19 protein-coding genes and 1 pseudogene are annotated in these 20,125 nt (G+C 69.5%); 8 read left to right on the top strand and 12 right to left on the bottom strand.

Going from position 1 to position 20,125, the window contains the following annotated elements:
- Positions 1-28: 28 nt before the first annotated feature.
- From OC490_RS24440 to OC490_RS24420, 5 genes are all read right to left on the bottom strand, one after another.
- The gene (locus OC490_RS24440; RefSeq protein WP_262060126.1) at positions 29-1,264 is read right to left on the bottom strand and encodes a PP2C family protein-serine/threonine phosphatase; all 1,236 of its coding nucleotides are present in this window, start codon (positions 1,262-1,264) and stop codon (positions 29-31) included.
- 197 nt (positions 1,265-1,461) lie between these two features.
- Positions 1,462-1,767 carry a hypothetical protein gene (locus tag OC490_RS24435; protein ID WP_262060125.1) on the bottom strand — a complete coding sequence of 102 codons (306 nt, stop codon included), beginning with the start codon at positions 1,765-1,767 and terminating at the stop codon, positions 1,462-1,464.
- Between the two features lie 192 nt (positions 1,768-1,959).
- The gene (locus tag OC490_RS24430) at positions 1,960-2,460 is read right to left on the bottom strand and encodes a low temperature requirement protein A (protein WP_262060124.1); all 501 of its coding nucleotides are present in this window, start codon (positions 2,458-2,460) and stop codon (positions 1,960-1,962) included.
- 29 nt (positions 2,461-2,489) lie between these two features.
- Positions 2,490-2,945 carry a hypothetical protein gene (locus OC490_RS24425; protein WP_262060123.1) on the bottom strand — a complete coding sequence of 152 codons (456 nt, stop codon included), beginning with the start codon at positions 2,943-2,945 and terminating at the stop codon, positions 2,490-2,492.
- A gap of 115 nt (positions 2,946-3,060) precedes the next feature.
- Entirely contained in the window at positions 3,061-3,252 is a 192-nt protein-coding gene (locus OC490_RS24420; RefSeq protein ID WP_262060122.1) for a hypothetical protein, read from the bottom strand.
- Here OC490_RS24420 and OC490_RS49590 point away from each other — a divergent pair.
- Positions 3,158-3,439 (top strand): annotated as a pseudogene (locus tag OC490_RS49590) (TetR family transcriptional regulator); the annotation flags it as partial. The gene OC490_RS24420 and the pseudogene OC490_RS49590 sit on opposite strands and share 95 nt — an antisense overlap.
- 70 nt (positions 3,440-3,509) lie before the next feature.
- Here OC490_RS49590 and OC490_RS24415 read toward each other — a convergent pair.
- Entirely contained in the window at positions 3,510-4,325 is an 816-nt protein-coding gene (locus OC490_RS24415) for an SAM-dependent methyltransferase (protein WP_262060121.1), read from the bottom strand.
- Positions 4,326-4,609: 284 nt separating this feature from the next.
- On the opposite strand from OC490_RS24415, the gene OC490_RS24410 reads away from it, so the two are divergent.
- From OC490_RS24410 to OC490_RS24390, 5 genes are all read left to right on the top strand, one after another.
- Positions 4,610-5,512, top strand: coding sequence for a class A beta-lactamase-related serine hydrolase (locus OC490_RS24410; protein ID WP_262060120.1), 903 nt, complete (start codon positions 4,610-4,612; stop codon positions 5,510-5,512).
- 184 nt (positions 5,513-5,696) lie between these two features.
- Positions 5,697-5,924: a hypothetical protein gene (locus OC490_RS24405; RefSeq protein WP_262060119.1), complete on the top strand. Its 228-nt coding sequence runs from the start codon at positions 5,697-5,699 to the stop codon at positions 5,922-5,924.
- 308 nt (positions 5,925-6,232) lie between these two features.
- On the top strand, positions 6,233-6,628 hold the full coding sequence (locus OC490_RS24400) for a hypothetical protein (protein ID WP_262060118.1): 396 nt from the start codon (positions 6,233-6,235) through the stop codon (positions 6,626-6,628).
- Between the two features lie 433 nt (positions 6,629-7,061).
- Positions 7,062-7,469, top strand: coding sequence for a hypothetical protein (locus OC490_RS24395; RefSeq protein ID WP_262060117.1), 408 nt, complete (start codon positions 7,062-7,064; stop codon positions 7,467-7,469).
- Between the two features lie 87 nt (positions 7,470-7,556).
- Complete coding sequence (locus OC490_RS24390) at positions 7,557-7,928, top strand: hypothetical protein (RefSeq protein ID WP_262060116.1); 372 nt, start codon at positions 7,557-7,559, stop codon at positions 7,926-7,928.
- Positions 7,929-8,022: 94 nt separating this feature from the next.
- On the opposite strand, the gene OC490_RS24385 is transcribed toward OC490_RS24390, so the two are convergent.
- From OC490_RS24385 to OC490_RS49585, 3 genes are all read right to left on the bottom strand, one after another.
- Positions 8,023-11,073, bottom strand: a complete 3,051-nt coding sequence (locus tag OC490_RS24385; RefSeq protein ID WP_262060115.1) for an AfsR/SARP family transcriptional regulator — start codon at positions 11,071-11,073, stop codon at positions 8,023-8,025.
- Between the two features lie 325 nt (positions 11,074-11,398).
- Positions 11,399-12,475 carry a glycoside hydrolase family 19 protein gene (locus tag OC490_RS24380; protein WP_262060294.1) on the bottom strand — a complete coding sequence of 359 codons (1,077 nt, stop codon included), beginning with the start codon at positions 12,473-12,475 and terminating at the stop codon, positions 11,399-11,401.
- 154 nt (positions 12,476-12,629) lie between these two features.
- Entirely contained in the window at positions 12,630-13,448 is an 819-nt protein-coding gene (locus OC490_RS49585) for a lectin (RefSeq protein ID WP_410098917.1), read from the bottom strand.
- A gap of 523 nt (positions 13,449-13,971) precedes the next feature.
- Between OC490_RS49585 and OC490_RS24365 the strand changes: the two genes are divergently transcribed.
- Together OC490_RS24365 and OC490_RS24360 are read left to right on the top strand one after the other, a co-directional pair.
- Positions 13,972-16,011, top strand: coding sequence for a hypothetical protein (locus OC490_RS24365; RefSeq protein ID WP_262060114.1), 2,040 nt, complete (start codon positions 13,972-13,974; stop codon positions 16,009-16,011).
- A gap of 220 nt (positions 16,012-16,231) precedes the next feature.
- Positions 16,232-17,695: a DUF6351 family protein gene (locus OC490_RS24360; RefSeq protein WP_262060113.1), complete on the top strand. Its 1,464-nt coding sequence runs from the start codon at positions 16,232-16,234 to the stop codon at positions 17,693-17,695.
- A gap of 119 nt (positions 17,696-17,814) precedes the next feature.
- Here OC490_RS24360 and OC490_RS24355 read toward each other — a convergent pair whose 3' ends face one another.
- The 3 genes from OC490_RS24355 to OC490_RS24345 form a co-directional block, all read right to left on the bottom strand.
- The gene (locus tag OC490_RS24355) at positions 17,815-18,132 is read right to left on the bottom strand and encodes an SDR family NAD(P)-dependent oxidoreductase (protein WP_262060112.1); all 318 of its coding nucleotides are present in this window, start codon (positions 18,130-18,132) and stop codon (positions 17,815-17,817) included.
- Positions 18,133-18,236: 104 nt separating this feature from the next.
- The gene (locus OC490_RS24350) at positions 18,237-18,764 is read right to left on the bottom strand and encodes an STM3941 family protein (RefSeq protein ID WP_262060111.1); all 528 of its coding nucleotides are present in this window, start codon (positions 18,762-18,764) and stop codon (positions 18,237-18,239) included.
- A 643-nt stretch (positions 18,765-19,407) separates the two neighbouring features.
- Entirely contained in the window at positions 19,408-20,103 is a 696-nt protein-coding gene (locus OC490_RS24345; RefSeq protein WP_262060110.1) for an IMP cyclohydrolase, read from the bottom strand.
- Positions 20,104-20,125: the final 22 nt, after the last annotated feature.

Below are 20,125 nucleotides of genomic sequence, written 5' to 3'. Positions count from 1 at the left end.
ACGGCCCCTGCCCGGAACGGACGTGCTGTCAAAGACGCAGGACGATCAGGGCCGTGTCGTCGGTGTTGCCCTCGGCGGGGAGCAGGTCGGCGAGCAGGGCGTCGGCCAGGGACTCGGGTTCCGCGTGCCGGTGGTGGGCGAGGGAGTCGGCGAGGCGGGCCAGACCGCGGTCGATGTCCTCCGTGCGACGCTCGATCAGTCCGTCGGTGTACAGCACCAGGGTGGCACCCTCGGCGAAGGGGATGCTCGTCTGCACCCGGCCGACATGCTCGGGTTGGGCGCCCAGGGGCGGGTCGGTGGCCTGGTCGAGGAAGGTCACCGTGCCGTCGGGGGCGAGCAGGGCCGGCGGCGGGTGGCCCGCGCAGCTGTAGGTGATGGTGTGATCGTCCCAGTCGATGAACGTCGTGACCGCGGTGGCCGACTCGGCGCCCTCGACGAAACGGGAGTACAGACCGAGAGCCTCAAGGGCGGGGCCCGGCCCGTCCGCGACCCGGCAGGCCGCGCTCAGGGCGCTGCGCAGCTGGCCCATGGCGCAGGCCGCCGCCAGACCGTGTCCGACGACGTCACCGGCGGCGACCGCCATCCCGCCGTCGGGCAGGTCGACCAGGTCGTACCAGTCCCCGCAGACGTTCAGCGCGCCCACGGCGGGCCGGTAGCGGACGGCCGCCCGGTGGTGGCCGACGGGGCGTGGCGGGGGCAGCATCGCCGCCTGCAGGGTCAGGGCCACCTCGCGCTCGTGGGCGTGGGCCGTGCGCAGCCGCTCGTTGACCTGCTGCAGCTCACGTGCCCGGGTGTACAGCTCAGCTTCCAGTACCCGGGCCCGGTTGTCGTCGGCCCGGCCGCCGAAGGCCCGGACGAACTCGGTGACCTCCTCCACCCGGTGGACGATCAGCATCACTCGGCCGTCCGGACCGCGGACGGGCGCGTTGACCGGGCTCCAGAAGTGCTCCACCCATCGGCCGGACAGCTGGGGGTCCTCGATGTCGTAGCGGAGCAGGGCCATGGTGTCGCGCTCCCCGGTGGTCAACGCCCGCAGCATCGACTCCCGGGTCTCGCGCATGCCGGCCGCCGCCGGGTCCTTGGGGTTCTCGGGGAAGACGTCGAAGATGTAGCGGCCGACCAGTTCCTCCCGCTTGCGTCCCGACAGGCGCTGGAAGTCCTCGTTGGCGTCGAGGTAGACGAGCTCGGGGGTGAGCAGCGCCACCATGCCGGGCAGGTCGCGGAAGACCGCCGCGTAGTCGATCTCCGGATCCGGATCCTGCATGGCCTGCCCGCTTCGACGCCGATGGTCACTGTGTCGCTCCACGATAAGAGGGATCTGGCCATGAAGCCCGGAAACGGCACTTTTCGGTCCGGCAAGCAGCGATGATGCCGCCGGCCGTCACCCGACCGAGTGGCCTGCCCGCGGGGGCCGCCGTGGGCGGCCGGGCGATGGTATTGCCCGCTGAGCGGCCACACCGTTCATGATCCGGTGTCTGTCGCGCCGGCGACGCCGGTGGTGACCCGGCGGTAGGCGGCACGGGCGTGGAGGGGGCGGGTCAAAGCCGCGATGCCGGGGGCCGCTGTGAAGCGGGCGCACAGACCGAGCACTGCGGACAGCAGGGCCAGCGCCGCCGGCGCCGGCGAGGGCCGATCGGGACCTATGAGCGCGTTCAGCAGTGCCACCAGCACCGACGCGCCACCGGATGCCGCGGCCCGGACCAGCGGCGTGGCCATGGGCGACGGGACGGGCCCTGCTCCGGTACGGAGAGGCACCCGGTCGATCATGGCTGAGACTCCTTCTGGTCGCCCCGCTCCTCCTGGCGACCGGGGAAGCAAGCCCGCGCGAGTTCGTGCCACCGCTACAACCTCACCCCATGGCTCAGGGCGCCGTCCTCACGACGCCCTTCGACGACTTCGTCGCCCGTCGCTCGTAGAGGATCGGCCACAGGGTGATCAGGACGAGCAGCCAGACAACTGTCACGGTGCGCAGATGTGCGCCGAACGCCGCCAGCAGCAGAGGGAGACGATCCACGGGATCACGCCGAGCGACATCTGAGCGGCCGGCCAGTCGACGAGGATCTGGCGACGGTGCTGCCAGGCCCGGCTCGCAAGCCCCCGGATCAGGACGTAGGCGAGCGCGAACACCCGCGCGTGCTGGTCGTCCCCCTCGTGCACTCCGGCAACCGCCGCGGCCATGACGGCCATGCCGAACATCGCGGCGAGCACCGTACGGACGTGGGTGTTCTGGTAGGCCACGTTCGCGTAGAGGGTGAAGATGATCCAAGCCGTCCAGAAGGCCAGGAACAACAGCGCGTACATGCCCAGGTCGGACACGTCCGGGACACCGTGCAGCAGGTGCGCGATCTGCGCCACACCCGCCACGGCGACCAGATCGAAGAACAGTTCCAGCCAGCTGGCGTGCCGGTTCTCCTCAGCGGTCGGTTGCGGGGTCGGCGCGGTCGTGTCGTCGTCGCTCACCGCATCACCATGCCTTGTCATGGCGGCGGTCAGGCCTGGGACGGCGGGGGAGCCAGGATGATCGGCCACTCGTCGTCGGCGAGCAGATCGTCGAGCGTGACGTCGGGTCCCGCGATGAACACGGCGGTCGGCTCACTGAGGCGCGCGCAGAGTGCCGGATCGACCGTCGTCCGGGCCGACAGAAGCAGCACGGCGTCCGGGTCGATTCCCGACCGTTCGGGGAACTCGGCCGGGTCCGCGCCCGCCTGCCGGAGCGGCAGGGGATGGACGGCGATGCCGACCACCAGCCGCCCGGCATCGAGCGACCGCTCGGCCCAGCCGTCGGTCCGCACGAGGAAGAACGCCCCCTCGCCTTCGTAACAGTGACCACCGAGCCGGGCCACGGCACGCTCGCCCGGGGTGCCGTCGGGATCGACGACGAGGACGGGGAAGGCCGCGTCCGGCGGGTCGGGGGCGATGCCGGAGCGGACGTACAGGCGGGCCATGGGCCAGGGCCTCCGAAGCGGATCGGATCTGGGCGGGGAGGGGCGTCAGTACGGTATGCCACCGATTCCTGCCGGAACTGATGCCCCGGTGATCCCGATCCCGGCCCAGCCACAGTCAGCCGGCCGCGACCGCAACCGATCTGCCGGAACGCGTCCGTACGGCGATCCGGGCCGCCGCCGTCTCCCAGCGCGAACTCGCCCACCGCATCGGCATGGACCCGACCGCCCTGTCCAAGGCACTGCGCGGGACCCGGCGGCTGCGCGACGAGGAGATCGCCGCCATCGCGAAGGCCTGCGGGGTGTCCACCGGGTATTTGGTCGAGGGAACCGGCCCCGAGCCCGTACTTCCGCCCGACACCGGGCGGGACCGGGCGCAGCCGGTGACGGCACAGGAACGCCGGGACCAGATCCTGGAGGCCGCGACCGTCCTCATCGCCCGTCACGGCTACCACAACGTGCGCGTCTCGGACATCGCCCGCTACTGCGGGACCAGCACGGCGACGGTGGGTCCCGGCGCCCCCGCCGACATCGATCTGTTGGAGCCTGGGATTCAGGCTCGGGGTGTCACGGCTTGCGGGCGAGGCCGCCGTGCTCGCCGATGGGTTCCGGAGCCGGAGAGGTGGATTCCGGACGCCAGAGGGGAACCGAGACCACACCGGGGTCCACCAGTTCCAGGCCGTCGAAGTACGCCGTGATCTCGTCGACGGTACGCAGGTTGTAGGGGACGGCGCCGCTTTCGTTGTAGGCGTCCTGAGCCTGTTCGAAGACCGGGTCGATGCCCCGCGAACCGTCGTTGATGGAGAGGTAACTGCCGGACGGCAGCGCGTCCATCAGGCGGGTGACGATGGAGAGCGCCTGGTCGTGCTCGGCGACATGGCCCAGGATGTTGCTGAGGATGAGGGCGGTGGGCCGGGTGAGGTCCAGCGTCTCGGCGGCTTCCGCCAGGATGCGGTCCGGGTCCGTCACATTGGCGTCCACGTAGGCGGTCACCCCCTCCGGCGTGGAGTAGAGCAGAGCGTGGGCGTGCGCGAGGACCATCGGGTCGTTGTCGACGTAGACGATCCGGGCCTCGGGGGCGATCCGCTGGGCGACCTGATGGGTGTTGTCAGCGGTCGGCAGGCCGGTGCCGACGTCCAGGAACTGCCGGATGCCCGCCTCGGAGACCAGATACGTGATGTTGCGGCGCAGGAACGCGCGGCTGCTGCGGGCGATGGTCACGATGCCGGGGAAAACGGCGGTGTACGCGTCGCCGGCCTGCTCGTCGACGGGGTAGTTGTCCTTGCCGCCCAGCCAGTAGTTCCAGATCCGGGCCGAGTGCGGCACCGATGTGTCGATCTTCTGATGTGCAGCCGATCCGGGTGTCATTGCTTGGTCTGGCATGGGTAGCGTTCGTCCTTCAGCCGAGGTGTGCGGTGTCCGCCGCTCAACTTACGTCCCAACGGCCCGGCCGCGTAAGCCAGTTCGTCTCTCCCGTGGAGCCGAGTGTCGGTCCGTGCACATTCCGTGGCCCGGGGCCGCTGTCCGACCCCGGTCGGCCCGGGAGCAGTGGTTATCCTCACAAATGGTACCCATGGTGCTTTTTCGTGGCACTGGTCACGTCGCGAAACCGCCGCCTCGTCTACGTTCGCAACTCTGTGCCCCCGCCCCCGAACCGCCGAGGCCCCATGTCGTACCGATCGAATCCCCGACCGACCACGCCGACCGCGAGCACGCCCCTCCGACGGGGCAGGCCTGCAGGTCTCCGCGCGACGCTCCTCACCGGCGCCGTCTCCACCCTTCTCGCGGTCGCCGTGGCCGGTCCCGCCGCTGCGGCCGACTCCGGGACGCCGGCGCGCTCCGTAGCCGGCAGCACGCAGACGGCCACGACGAGCGAGGCACGCCTGACGACCGCGGTGCTGGACCTGGACCACCCCGCCCTGAAGCCGCAGGTGCGTGGCAAGGACGTCCCCTACGACACGGCCAGCATCATCAAGGTCGACATCCTCGCCACGCTGCTCCTTCAGGCCCAGGACGCCGGACGCGGTCTCACCCAGCAGGAGCTCACCTGGGCCACGGCGATGATCGAGCACAGCGACAACGACGCCGCGAACGCACTCTGGCGCCGGATCGGCCAGGCGCCCGGCCTGGCGGCGGCGAACAAGCGCCTCGGGCTCTCCTCCACCGTGGGCGGAGCCGCCGGCAAGTGGGGACTCACGCAGACCACGGCGACCGACCAGATCCGCCTGCTGCACGCGGTCTTCGCCGACGGCGGGACCTCCTCCGCGAGCGGCTCCGCACTGACCGAGGCGTCCCAGAGCTACATCCGTACGCTGATGACCCGCATCGCCGCCGGACAGTCATGGGGCGTCTCGGCGGCCTCCGACGCCGGGTGGGCGCTCAAGAACGGCTGGCTGCAGCGCAGCACCACCGGCCTGTGGGACATCAACAGCGTCGGAGAGATCACCTCGGGAACGCACCACTACCTCGTCGCGGTCCTCTCCGACGGCAACGCGTCGATGGCGGGCGGCATAGCGGCGGTCGAACGCGCGGCCCGCACGGCGGTCTCCTCGGCACGGACGGTCGGCTGACGTAGGACCGCGACGGCACATCGGGCCGACGGCCCGACCGCACCCGACACACCGCGTCGTGCCACCCCGTGGAACTCACTCGCTGTTCCCCGCGGCCGAGCCGCCCAACGTCGGGTCGTACCCATCCGCGTGCCGGCGCGCGAGAGGAAGGGGATCGACTACCGACACCCACTCGACGGACCGCATGCGCCAACTCGTCCAGGCGCAGCACGCAGACCACCCACCGAGCCGGGCCGTGCTCACCGAAGGCAGCACCCTGCTGGAGCGCATCCCTCACCCCAGACCGCCCCAGGCCGTGGTCGGTCTGCTCCGCCTGCGCCCCACCGATGTCGACTGGCTGCATCCCCTCGTGCACGACACGACCCTCCGGCACGAACTGACCCTCGTCACCCGCCGCTGGCGACAGCAGTGACGGGCCGGCGCAGGGACACGCGTCCGTAGCCTCCCGGCTTCCGTCGTGGTGCCCCCAACCCGTGGGCGTGGAAGCCGAGTTGCCGGCCGTGTCGACACCGCCCCGGACACTCAGGTCCACCGTGGGCACGACGTCCCGCCGCCGATCCCGCCGATCCCGCCGATCCCGCCGATCCCGCCGATCCCGCCGAATGGGCCGCAAGGTTTTCGCAAGGCGGTCCCTCCAGCATGGAGCGCGCACGGCATGTTCAGGTCATACGGAAAGGTACGAGCGTGAGAATGCTCAACAGATCGGCTGTCGCTCTCGGGATGAGCACGCTGTTCCTCGCTGTCGGTGCCGCCGGAGTCGCCACCGCCGCTCCTGCGGCACCCAACACCCCGCGAGTGGCGCTCGGTGGATGCAGCAGTTTCCCGCCCACCCCCTGCGGTGAGGTGCAGAACAACTCCAGCCGAACGGTCCGTGTGTCCTTGAACTGGACCTGCACCGCGGACACCGGCAATATCGGCTCGACCTGTCCGAAGGACATCAAGTCCGTTGCGGCGGGCCACCACATCGGCGGCGGCAGCGTCGACGTCGATGCCTTCGAAGTGCCGACCGGCTGCACCTTCGCGTTCGACATCGACGGTCTGAATCTGACCCGGGGCGCGGGCTGGTACAAGTTCTCCAGCCTGAACACCGTCACCATCCACCGGGCCACCTGCTAGGGGCTTTCCGCGCCACCAGGCACGCCGTGTCGCCTGCCGCCGAGGGAACGGCAGGCGATACGGCCATTTCACGGACGAGATCGCCGTAGCTGCGTCCTGCTGGCACGTGGGCACCTCGGGGCCGGTGCGCAAGGTTTTCGCAAGGTGGATGGTTCAGCGTTGGTGTCATCGAGCACGGACGATCGTGTCCCGGGGGCGTGAACATGCAGGTGAAAGAGACGATCACCAAGCGGTGCGGCACCGGGCGGACGGGCAGTCCAACTTAACGCGCACCTACGACCGTCGGGGCACACGTCAGCGCTCCGGGGCCCCGTGGGAGTCAGCGGTGGGGCGTTCGGAACCGGGAGACATCCGCGAGCGGGCAGGTGCCGTTGCGCGCAGTGCCGACGTGCCGAACGCCGTCGGAATGTTCATCGTGACGGAGGGATCCAGCATGACCATGAAGAGGACAGTGGCGGGGTGGGCGGCGTTCGCGGCCGTGGGCGCGGTGGTGGCGAGTGCCCAACCGGCGGCTGCCGAGACGACCTTGCACGGATGTGTCTATCCGCGGGTCTGCTTCTACCAGACGGAAGCCCAGTTCACCGCCGGCAATCCCACGGCCGCGTACCAGGACGCGGACTACAACCAGACGCTCGGTCCCAACAGCAAGGGGGCTGATGTGGTCTACAACTCGCGCAACGACGACACGGTCCTGCTACGAGTGGGCAGCACGAGTATCGCGATCTGCCTGGATCCGAACACCACTTTGCACAACGACTCGACCGTCACGGTGACAGCCATCCGGATCCGGTCCAACCCCTCGACGTGCAGCGACCTGCTTGTGACGTGGCCGTCGAGTTGATCGTCGCAGGACCGTCCGCCCGCTGTGGGTGAAGGCCGTCGAGCGGTCGTCCGAGAGTTTGAGCGACGTACTCAGTGAAGGGGATGCATGGTGAAATTCAGAACGCGGGCTTCGCTGCCGAAAAGGCTGGCCGTGGTCGCCGTATCGGCCTCCGCCGCCCTCATCGGTTTCTCGGCTGTTCCTGCCCAGGCGCTGACCTACAACCTGAGCACGACCGGCGCCGCAGGTTCCGTCACCTATGTAGGGAACGGGGACTGGTCGCTCCACGCCCATGACCCTCTCACCGATGGCCACTGCGCGCGCTTCCAGGTGAAGGACACGGACGACACCAGCTGGCGGTGGTACGGCGACATGGTCTGTACGTCCGCCGATCAGTACGTGACGGGAGCACGCAGCTTGTGGTCCGTCCGTATCTGCCGGACGGGAATCGGGAACTGCTCCGCTGCCGTCAAGCTGTGAACCGGACAGCCGTCGTCCGCGCCAACCTGATCGGCTGAGGGTGGCCCTGCCTCGGCTGCTACCGGGGCGAGGCCACTCCGGCACGGTGGGCGGGTCACTGCACGTCGAGCATCTTGCGGATGTCCTGGGCGCGTGGGGAGTTGAGCGCGGTGTAGAGGTCGAGGGCTTTGGACAGATGGTCGGCGACCTTCTCCGGTCGGCCGTTGTCCCGAAGGACGGCGGCTGTGCCGAGGTGGGCGCGGGCCTGTTCTTCCTGTTCCTCGATCTCAAGGGCGACATCCAGCGCCTGGGCGTGCGCCTCGAGCGCCTCGGTGGCCTGTCCGAGGCCGTTGAGGGCTTCGCCGAGGCCGTTGAGGGCGCCGGTCTCGCCGTACCGCTCGCCGATGTCGCGGAACGTTCTCAGGGCTTCGCGCTGGTGTTCGGCTGCTTCTTGGTGGCGGCCCAGGGCGCTGAGCGCGTTGCCCAGGTTGGACAGTGCGTGTCCGGTTCCGGCGGGGTTGGTCAGCCGCCGGAACAGTGTCAGCGCCCGCTCGAAGTAGCCCGCTGCCGCCGTGTGGTTGCCCTGCCGCGCTGTGAGGATGCCGAGGTTTCCGAGGGCACTGGCCTCGCCGAAGGGGTGGTGCGCGGCGCGGTACAACTCAAGGGCCTGCTCGTAACGTTCGGCCGATGCGGTGAAGTCCTCCAGCAGCTCCAGCACAATGCCGAGGTTGTTGAGGACGTCCGCTTCGCCGTGGGCGTCGCCGGCCGAGCGGAAGAGCACCACCGCCTGCTCGTGGTGTTCGGCGGCCTGCCGGTAGCGTCCGCGCAGCTCAAGCAGGACGCCCAGGTTGGTGAGGTGCCGGGCTTCGCCGGCCGGATGGTCGGTGTTGCGGCACAGGGCGAGAGCGGTGTCGTGGAGTTGGCGCGCGCTGTCGTAGTCGCCGAGCCGCCGGTGGACGGCGCCCAGGCAGGCGAGGACGTCCACCTCGCCACGCGTGTCGCCCGCGGAACGGGCGGCCCGTAGGGCGTGCGTGTGGATGGTCAGGGCGTCCGTGTAGTGCCCTGAGCGTTCGTAGTGGCGGTGCAGCGTGGTGGCGATGCGCACCGTGTGTCCGGACGGGCCGGGCTCCTCGGTGCGGGAGCACAGTGCCACGAGGGTGGGTTGCGTGGCGGTGAGCCAGGCGCGTGCCTCGTCCGCGGTGCGCAGGGGTGGCAGTCCGGTGCCGGGGTGCTCGACGAGGGGGCGCAGGTGGCGTTCGGCGGGGTAGAGGAGGTCCATGGCGGCTGCGGATGTGGCGAGGCAGTGGTCGAGCAGGCGGGTGAGGGCAGCCCGGTGTTCGGCCGGTGTGTCGTGCCGGGCGGTGAGTTCTGCGGCATAGGCCCGCAGCAGGTCGTGCATGGCGTACCGGCCGGCCGGGGTGCGGTTGAGCAGGTGCGCGCGGGCCAGTACGTCGAGGGCCTGCCGTACGGTGTCCACGGGCTCGTGGGCCAGTGTGGCGGCCGAGTGGGCGTCGATGTCGGGTCCGGGGTACAGACCGAGGAGCCTGAAGAGGCGGGCTGGCAGGTCGGCGAGGCGGGCGTAGGACCAGGAGAAGACGGCGCGGACGGCGGCGCGGGGGTCGTCGCCCAGGTCCAGCAGGTCCAACCGCCGCTGGTGGTCCGCGAGTTCGGACACCAGGCGGGCCAGTGTCTCGGTGGGCCTGGACAGGACCAACTGCGCCGCCACTCTGAGAGCCAGCGGCAGCCGTGCGCACTGCTCCGCCAGATCCGTGGCGGCGGGGCGCTCCGCCTCCATCCGTTCACCGATCAGCGCCCGCAGCAGCTTGAGGGCATCGGCACGGGAGAGCGCGTCGAGCACCACGGAGTGTGCTCCGTGCACCGCCATGAGCCCGCTCAGCGAGTCCCGGCTGGTGATCAGTACCCGGCAGCGTGGGTTGCCCGGCAGCAGATGCCTGACCTGCGCGGTGGAGGCGGCGTTGTCGAGGATCACCAGCAGCCGGCGTCCGTCGAGGGCCGTACGGTAGCGCGCCGCCCGGTCCTCCAGGCGCAGCGGGATCTCTGGCCGGGGCACTCCGAGGGCAGTCAGGAAGCCGGTCAGTGCCTGGGCCGCGGAGACCGGTTGGTGCGGGTCGTAGCCTCTGAGGTCGACATACAGCTGTCCGTCGGGGAAGGCCTCCCGCGACCGGTGCGCCCAGTGCACGGCGAGCGCGGTCTTGCCGACGCCCGCGGTGCCCAGGACGGCGGAGACGGTCGCTTCGGTGTCGCCCGCGGCACCGCCTTCGTCGAGCAGGACCCGGGTCAGGGCGGAGAGTTGGTCGTCCCGTCCGGTGAAGGGCCGGATGTCCATGGGCAGTTGGGCCGGAACGGGAGCTGCGGCCGGTGGAACGGCCGGCCGCGGCCTCGCCATGGTGTCGGCGGTCAACTCCTCGTACACCGACCGCAGTTCGGGTCCGGGCGCCTGCCCCAGCTCGTCGGCCAGCTGCTCACGGATCCTGGTGTAGACGTGCAGCGCGTCCGTACTCGAGCCGGTGGCCGCCAGTGCGCGCATCAATACCATGGCCAGGTGCTCGGACAGCGGATGTTCGGCCAGCAGGGGCCGTAGCAGCTCCGGCACGTTGTCCGGGCTGCCCTGCCGGAGTGAGCCCTGTGCCCAGGCGTATGCCGCTTCGATCCGCTCCTGACCCCAGGCCGCCCGGATGCGCTCCGCCCAGGCTCCGGGCAGTCCCTCCAGCGCAGGGCCCTGCCACAGTCGCAGCGCCTGTTCGAGGAACTCCGCACGTTCCCTGTCGGAGTACGCCGGCTTTCGCCCGCGGGCCACGAGCCGGCGGAACTGCGTCAGGTCGACGGCGTCGTCGTCCGCCTTCAGCAGGTATCCGCCGGACACCTTCCCGATGTGGATGGACGGGCGGCGCACCCCCGTGCCGCTCTCCTCGGCCGCGGCATCGTCCAACAGCCGCCGTAGACGGCTGACATGGGAGTAGACCACCGAGCGCGCGCCGTTGGGCGGATCGCCGTCCCAGAGCCGGTCAATGAGCGTTTCGACAGCCACGGGCCGTCCGGCGTCGGCCGCCAGCGCGGCCAGGATCACCCGCCTGCGCGGCTGTCCCGGATCCCGCTCGCTGTGTGCGACGCGCAGATGCACCGGTCCGAGCAGAAGGAGCTTCAACAACCCTCCATCACAAGATTTTCGCAAGATGGATCCTAGATCCTCACATGGCTGGTCGTCAGGGGGATGGCACGACCCAACTGCCGTACACGCGCGGGACATTGACGACACAACAGAAAGTGACGCGACGCCGAGGCTCCGCGGTCCTGTCTCTCGACCTACGGCCTGCCCCGTCACCGAGGCCGTCCATGAACTCCACGGCGTCGATGAGGCGGCTGAGGGCTTCGCTTCCCGTACGGCGACGCAGTCCTCCGCGCAGGCAGGACGGAGCGGGGGCCGGTTCGGTGATGAACCGGCCCCCGCACCAGGTGTCGGTGGACGTACGTCAGCAGTAGAGGTTGCTGCCGGGGCTGACGCCGAGGATGGAGGTGAAGCGGTTGTAGGCGTCGACGCGGCTCTGGACCTGCGCGGGGTTGCGTCCGTCGCATTCCAGGGAGCCGTTGATGGAGCGGATGGTCTGGCCGAAGCCGGCGCCGTTGACCATGGCGTTGTGCGGGGTCATCGTGCCCGGGCCGGACTGGGTGTTCCAGTACCACAGGCCGGTCTTCCAGGCGACGGCCGAGTCGTTCTGGACCAGCCAGGGGTTGTTGAGGAGGTCGATGCCCAACGCGTCGCCCGCGGCCTTGTAGTTGAAGTTCCAGGACAGCTGGATGGGGCCGCGCCCGTAGTAGGCGGCCTGTCCGGCCGGGCAGCCGTAGGGCTGGCTCGCGTCGCAGTAGTGGGGGTAGTTGGCGGTGTTCTGCTCAACGACGTAGACCAGTCCGCCGGTCTCGTGGCTGACGTTGGCGAGGAAGGCGGCGGCCTCCTGCTTCTTGACCGTGTCGGAGCCGGTGTTGGCGAAACCGGGGTACGCGGACAGGGCGGCGGTCAGGCCCTGGTACGTGTAGAAGCCGTTCCGGCTCGGGAACATCTGGTTGAACTGGGCCTCACTGACGACGAAGCCGGACGGGGTGGTGCCGCCGCCGCTCGCGGGGGCGTTCCACTTCTGGTTGGCGCCGCCCGAGCAGGTCCAGATCTGGAGGCGGGTGCCGTTGGCCGAGTTGTTGCCGGTGACGTCCAGACACTTGTTGGCCTGCGGGTTGACGATGTCGTTGGCGGAGCTGACCGCCCACTTCTGGGCGGCGCTGCCGTTGCAGTCGTAGAGCTGGACCGTCGTGCCGTCCGCCGTGCCGCCGGAGGTCACGTCCAGACACTTGCCGAGCGCGCGCAGTGTTCCGTCACCGGGGTTGGACCAGGTCTGGGCGCTGGTGCCGTTGCAGTCGTAGAGCTGTACGGCGGTGCCGTTGGCGGAGTTCGCCCCGGCGACGTCGACGCACTTGCCGGCCAGACCGGTGATCCGGCCGTCCGCCGCGCGGGCGGGGGAGACGGTGAACAGAGCGGACAGAGCCGCGGCGAGCAGCATGACGAGGGTCAGTCTGCTCAGAGCCGTAAGTCTGCGGAGACTTGGTGCGGAGTGGGGGGTGACCATGGGTCTTTGCTCCTGTGGTTGAGAGGCGGACGAGAGCGGTCGGTCGGCCTGCGTCGGCCGGTACGGCGAGCCGGGCGTGCCGCAGTCGTCAGCCCAGAACCGTCTGGGTGACGACGATGTGACCGGCGTCCGGGTCGAGGACGCCTCCGAGTCGGCTGAAGGCGCCGTCGGTCAGATCGAGGCACTTCGGTTCCTGCGGGGTCTGGGCGAACGTCCCGCGGTCATTGATCCGTACGGTCAGGGAGCGGCCGTTGGCCACATTGGTGACCTGGACCCGTGTACCGAACGGCAGTTGGGGCTGGCGCGAGAGCGAAGTGGCCGCCGTGTCCGCGTTGTTGTCGAAGACCTCGCCGCTGGCCGTGAGGGCACCGGCGGGCTGGGGACCGTAGTGCGTGGCCCAGCACTGCTCTCCCGACTGCTGCGCGGGGGCGTTCCACTTCTGGTTGGCTCCTCCGGTGCAGCTCCAGATCTGGATGCGTGCCCCGTTGGCGGAGGAGTTGTCGGAGACGTCCAGGCACTTGTTCGAGGCCGGGTTGACGATGCCGTTGGCGGCGGTGACGGTCCAGTGCTGGTTCGCGCCGCCGGTGCAGGTCCACAGTTGGACCTTGGCGCCGTCGGCGGTCGAATTGCCGGTGACGTCAAGGCACTTGCCCAGCGCGCGGACGGTGTTGTCCGTACCGACCGTCCACTGCTGGGCGCCGGTGCCGTTGCAGTCGTAGAGCTGGACCGGTGTGCCGTCGGCGGTGCCGGCTCCGGCGACGTCGAGGCACTTGCCGGCGAGGCCGGTGATCGCCCCGGTCGCCGCGGCTGCCGGTGCTGCGGCGAGGAGGCCGAGCAGCAGTGTCAGCAGGGCGACGACGGGGGTGCCGCGTAACGCGCTGCGGGGGAGAGGGGAACGAGTGGTCATGGGGGTGTCGGGGCCCTTTCGAGCGGTTCGGCGCACGCGGAAGAGAGCGCACGTCTCAACTGGGCGCGAGCCGAAGGGAGTTGACCACTCGAAGGTAAAAGTCTAGACCAATTTGGTCAAGATGTGTGCATGACAGCATTCGGACATCAGGAGCGCCAAGAAGGAAAGTCGGCGCCTCAATACAGCTGGACACGGCGGAAGTTGATGGTCCTGGGCGGGGACCTGGCAGCAGTCGGAACCGTGGCACGCCGATCGGCACCTGCACCCTGCGGCTGGTCTTCAGGAACGGGGCCTTCGGGATGGAGGTCGTCAGGAGGGAGAGGGGCGCGAGGAGCATGTAGGCGGTGGTTGCCTCAGTGGGTCGTGGCCTTCGGCGCGCCACTGTCGACCAAGCCCGATCCGGTTAACTGGAAGTGAATTATCCATAGCCATCAGGCGTACAACCCTTCACTCCTTCCTCGCGTCGAACTGGCGTGCAACGGCGCCGCCGTCGCGGGAAGTCCTGTGGGGGGATCCCTTGTCCATGATGGTCCGTTGGTTGTGTGCTGCCCTGCGCGTGCGGGCGAAGGCCGACCTTCTGCTGGTGTTCCTGTTCGCTGCCGGCTTCGCCGCGCTGCCCGTCTTCGCGCTGCTGCCGTCCCTGTGGGGCTTCGCCGTCGCGTCCGCCGTGAGCTACATCGTGGACGAGGCCTTGCATGTCCGCGCACCCCAGTTCGTCCGCCGGCTCGCGGCACTGCAACTCGACCGCACCCTGCGGTTCGCCTTCAGAACGCTGATGCTGCTCGCCCTGGCCGACCGGACGGGGGCCCCGGACCGGGTGCTGGTCGCCGGACTCGCCGTCTTCGGCGCCCACTTCGCGCTGGTGATGCTGTACTCGGCGGTGCATCACGCGATCAGTCGTCGACGAACGCTGCCGGTGGCCGTGCGCAACCTCGACATGAGCGGGTCCGGCATCGAGAAGCCCCCGCCCACGTATCTCTACCGGCGTTTCCTGCGCAAGCTGCTGCACCTGGACCTGCCCGCACACGCGGGGCTGCTCGTGGCGCTCGCGGCCGGGACCTGGTACCCCGCCGTCATCGGCTACGCGCTGACGGCCGGGTCCGCGGTGACGGCCGTAGTGGCACTGCTGATGGCGTTCCGCCGGGCCCGCCGGATGCCCGCGAAGGACGAGGTGATCGCCGAGGTCAACCGGCAACTGGCCGGCTACCGACCCGAGGTGGCCCTGTACTTCAGCTTCGCGGCGGTCTCCCGGGACTTCATGTACCAGGTCAACATGTGGATCGAGACGCTGGAGCAGCTCGATCGGCGCCCACTGATCATCCTGCGTGAGCAGGCCTCGTTCCGATACCTCAGCCGCACCTGGATCCCGGTCCTGTGCGTGCCCAAGGCCGACGACCTGGCCGAGCTGGAACTGCCCGACGTCCGAGTCGTCCTGTACCCGGGCAACGCCGGCAAGAACGTCCACATGCTGCGCGTCGCCGAGGCCAAGCACGTCTTCATCGGCCACGGAGACAGCGACAAGCTCGCCAGCAGCAACCGTGTCAGCAAGGTGTACGACGAGATCTGGGTGGCCGGACGGGCCGGGCGCGACCGTTACCAGCGGGTGCGGCACGCCATCAGCGACGAGGCGATCGTCGAGGTCGGGCGCCCGCAACTGTCGTCGATACGGCTCCACGCCGACCACACGCCGGGCCCACTGCCGGTCGTGCTGTACGCCCCCACCTGGGAGGGCTGGAGCGACGACGACTGCCACACCTCCCTCATTCCGATGGGCGTGCCCCTGATCGAGAAGCTCCTCGCTCAGAACGTACGGATCATCTACAAGCCGCACCCGCTCACAGGCCGCCGCTCTCCCGAAGCGGCTGCCTCCGACCAGGCCGTCCGTGAACTGCTGAGCAACGACAACGAGCGACGCGAATCCATGCAGGCGCAGGCGCAGGCGCAGGCCGCGCTCAGCGTCGGACCGAGGCTGCGGCAAATCCGGGCCCGGATCGACGAATTGGCCGGACGGCACAGCGGCGACTACACCCAACAGACCCGTGACTCAAGGGTCCCCGACCGCGGCGACACGGCCGAGTGGCACGCCCTGCACAGCGAGTGGCACCGGCTCTTCTGGGAGAGCCACGAGCCGGTCCGGCACCATGTCATCCTCGGACAACTGCCCACGCTCTACGAGTGCTTCAACCAGGCGGACATACTCATCAGCGACGTCTCCTCGGTGGTCGCCGACTTCGTCGCCAGCCTCAAACCCTATGTCCTGACCAACGCACACGACCTGCCCGACGACGACTTCCGCGCCGCCTACACCACCGCCGGCGGCGCCTACCTCCTCGACCGCGACTGCACCCGGCTGCCGGACATCCTTCGCTCGGTCCGCGAGCCGCGCCACGATCCGATGGCACCGCTCCGTCACGACTTCAAGGAATACGTCCTGGGCGCGGACCGCCCCAGCTCCATGGAGCGCTTCAACACCGCCGTCAACACCCTGGCCGACACGTCCGCCGCGGAACGGGGTGAATACCAGGCGGACGGAGATCAGCACACCGTCAGGGAGTTGGCGTAGTCGTATGACGTCCGGTTCGTGATGCCGGGGAGCCCGTCAAGGAGGGGCCGGCTCCCCGCCATCACCGGCCTGTGGGACATCAACAGCGTCGGAGAGGTCGCGGGCGGGGCGGGCGAACACTATGAACGCAATGATCAACGGCTGGTCCCTGCATGCGGCGCTTCCTAACATCACGGATCGCAGGGCAACTTCGCACAGCGAATTCATAGGAGCCGCTCCCGTGACGACATTTGACGCGCCCGTGCCGGTACGCCGACGGCTCTCGGCCTCTCGTCACCGGCGGGCGGTGCTGGCCGTCGGCGTGGCCGCGACGCTCTTCGGCACACTCGGCAACGCACCCGCACCCACGGCAGGGAGCGCGCGGCCGACGGTGGCCACCTGCCCGTCCGACCTGGTCGGGAAGGCGACGTGTTACACCGGCCAGGACAGCAACGGGGCGTACTACGCGATGGCCGTTCCGACGCACTGGAACGGATCCCTCGTGGTACACGCGCACGGCGGACCCGATCTCGGCGACTCCTCGGACCCGGCACGCAGCACCGACGACCTGGGGCGTTGGGCGGTGATGGTCAAGGAGGGGTACGCCTGGGCCGGCTCGTCCTACCGGCGCGGTGGGTACGGAACCCGGATGGCCGCCGCCGACACCGAGAACGTGCGCAAGCTGTTCGTCTCGGAGTTCGGCAAGCCGAGGCGGACCTACGTGCACGGCCAGTCCTGGGGCGGCGACGTCGCCGCCAAGGTCGCGGAGACCTACGGCAGACGCCCCGGCGCCTACGACGGCGCGCTGCTGACGAGCGGCGTCCTCGGCGGCGGTTCGCGCGGCTACGACTACCGGGTCGACCTACGGGTGGTCTACCAGTACTACTGCCACAACCACCCCCGCCCGACGGAGCCGCAGTACCCGCTGTGGCAGGGGCTGCGCGCGGACTCCACCATGACGAGCAGCGGACTCCGCGCCCGCCTGCAGGAGTGCACCGGCTTCTCCTCCGCCCCCGCGGACCGGACCGCGCTGCAGCAGCGCAACCTCGACGACATCCTCGCCGTCACCCGCATCCCGGAGCGCGCGCTGGAGTCACATCTGCGGTTCGCGACCTTCACGTTCCGGGACATCGTGTCGAACCGACTCGGCGGCCGCAATCCCTTCAGCAACCAGGGCGTGCGGTACGCGGGTTCACACGACGACAAGGCGCTCAACGCGGGTGTCGAACGGTTCTCCGCCGACCCCACCGCGCGCCGCGACCTCTCCTACGACAGCGACCTGACGGGCAAGGTCTCCATCCCCGTCCTCACCCTGCACGCCATCGACGACCCGACCGCCTTCGTCGAGCACGAGGCGGCCTACCGCGCCACTCTCCAGGGCGCGGGCCGGGGCGGCAACCTCGTCCAGACCTTCACGAAGGAGACCGAGCACACTGCGTTGAGCGACTCGGAGTACGCCGACTCGCTCGCGGCGCTCGACGTCTGGGTGCGCCATGGACACAAGCCGACCGCGCGCTCGATCGCGGCTTCCTGCGAGGCCTTCGACCAGAGGTATGGCACCGGGTGCTTCTACGACCCGGCCTTCCGCCCCGCGCCGTACGCCTCACGGATCAGGCCCCGGCCGGGCGGACTCGCTTGGCCCGCCATGACCGCGAAGCAGGAGCGGGCGTGGAGCCGGATCGACGGCGTGGGGATCGCTCCCTGACCACGACTGCACGAGGCCCGTCACGCCGGACTCCGAGGCGCGAACGCCCTGGACTCCTTCCGGGACAGTGATGGGCGACTCCACGGCTGCCGGGATCCGCGCGGCTGGGGTCCGTCCCATCAGCCCCGCCGGTGGCGCACGCGCCGGGGCTGGGGCCACTGACTGCTGTGCCCACAGCGGGAGTTGGACCGGTCCGACCAGGCCGTAGCGCCGTCGACGGTTCGCTGTACGGCGGCTTCGGCCTGGGCGGGGTCGGTGATGTCGGCCCCCACTGCCAGTGCACTGCCGCCCGCCTTCTCGATCTCGGCGGCGAGGTCGTCCAGCCGGTCCTTGCGGCGTGTCACGAGCGTCACGGAGGCGCCGTGCTCGGCCGGCCGATGGGTGGTGGAGGCGCCGATACCGCTGCTCGGGCGAGTGACGAGCAGGACCGGCCCCACCGCGAGCGTAACTTCGCCCGCTACGACTTCAGGACGATCACGCCCTCGGCCGATCCAGAGGAGGCCTGACCAGCGGCCGAAGCCGAAGGTGCCGACGGACGTGCTCAGTGCTGTACTGCGAGTCCGGGGCAGTGACGCCGCATCGCGTCCAGGACCGTCTCAGGCGGTACCGGCAAGGTGTTGGTGGCCATGATGGCCGGACCGAAACCGAGTCGGGCGTTCATGGATGCGGTGCTGCGGACGAGCTTGGGTGCTCGGGCCAGATAGGCATCCGGATCGTGGAGTACGAGCTCGATGAACCGCTGCGAGGCGTTGCGTACTCGCTGTTCGCGTATCCGTACGGCGGCTATCTCGTCCCAGCCGAACCGGCCCAGCCTCTCGTGGTCCACTCCTGTGTCGTCCAGCATCAACTCCGGCCGGTCTCGGCGTAGACGCTGAATGATGATCACCGAGCACAACCCGAAGAAGGGCACGGCCAGCGCCCCTGCCACAGTCATCTTCACGGTGCTGTGGGCGACCAGGAAACCAATGCCCAGAGCGACGAAGACCAGAGCGCCGGCCAACATGGCCCACACCCGTCCCTTGGCGAGCGGGTAGACCGTCGGGGGCAATGGAACGCCGTTGCTGATCACGAGGTCAGACGATAGGACGAGAGCCCTCGTCGGCGAAAGCCTTTTCCTGGGCTGTCCGGCCCGGAGCAATTGTCAAGAACTGTAGATCGGTGGTGCCGTTCGGTCTTCCTCGGGCTTGTGATCCTCGGCTTCGAGGAGGCGGCGGAGACGTCGGATCTCGGCGTGCGGCCTGACGTGTCTGCCGGTCGGGTCTGAACTGGCCTGCTGGGCGGGGGAGATGACTGATGCCACTGAGCTTAGGGAGGGAGTCGCTGGGACCCGGGCTTCGATGCCGATGAGCGGGTCCGTCCACTGTGTGCCCCTGTGGTTGTCGGGGTCGCCGCGTACGCCTGGTACGTGCACGAGCAGCCCTCCGACTGGGCTGCCGCGAGGCAGGCTCCGGAGCAGTGATCGCCGAGGTGTCCTGTTCCATCGTTGGGGGACCCCGTCATTTGGTCCGTGGCTACGGGATGTGCACCGCAGCGGACCGCACGACAGGTATCCGTAGCCCCGAAGACGTTCCGAGGCATACCCACAGTGTGACTCGCGCTCGACCGGGTGACCGTATTCGCAACGGGCTCCGGCGCGGACGAACGCAACGACGTGGGGTACGGCACCGACCGAGAAACCCGGATCGCGGATCGCGCACCCGATGGACGGGTAGTCACACCCGCGCGGTTGCCTCGTGGCGGATCGCGGCATCGGACAGCCGCCCGGGTTCGAAGACCGCCATCGCCACGCGGAATTCCGGGGTGAGCGCACCCCACACCTCCTCCAGGAGCTCGGCCGGGTCGGCTGCCCCGGTCCGGGCTTCGAGGAACGGCTCACCGGTGGCGACCTGGTGTCCGTCCGATCGGTACGTCGTCATCAGAACGGCGTCACCGGGACCCAGGTCGCGGACGGCGAGCGTCAGTACGTTGGCCGACGTCCTGCCGCCGGTACTGCGACGGGCAGCACCGAACCAGGCGTCCTGCCCCACGCCCAGATCAGCCACCACCGTGATGCGGGGCGTGAAGATCGGCGGGTCGGGTTCGTACTCCAGGCCTGCCATCGCCTCGGTCGGCGTTCGTCCCTCCTGGAGCAGGTCCGACACCACGGCGACCTGCTCTCCGTTGCCGAAGACCAACCAGCCACCCAGCTCGCGCGCTGCGACATAGTGCCGCAGCGGATCGTGAGCCGACTCGCCGGTCGGCGCGACGATCACCTCCCCGTCCCCTCCGCGCAGGACACGGGCCTTGGAGGCGGCACTCCGTCCGGTGAGGAAGTAGGCGCCGCACAACGCGCCGCCCAGAGTCCTCGCCCACAGCACACCGCGCCCGGGATAGCGATTGCCTGTCAATGCCTCGTGCACCAGGTCCACAGGGACACTCCTCTGCCGGTAC

It is taken from the genome of Streptomyces sp. STR69, from assembly GCF_024519455.1.
Taxonomy (GTDB): domain Bacteria; phylum Actinomycetota; class Actinomycetes; order Streptomycetales; family Streptomycetaceae; genus Streptomyces.
This window is presented reverse-complemented; position numbering and strand designations above follow the sequence as displayed.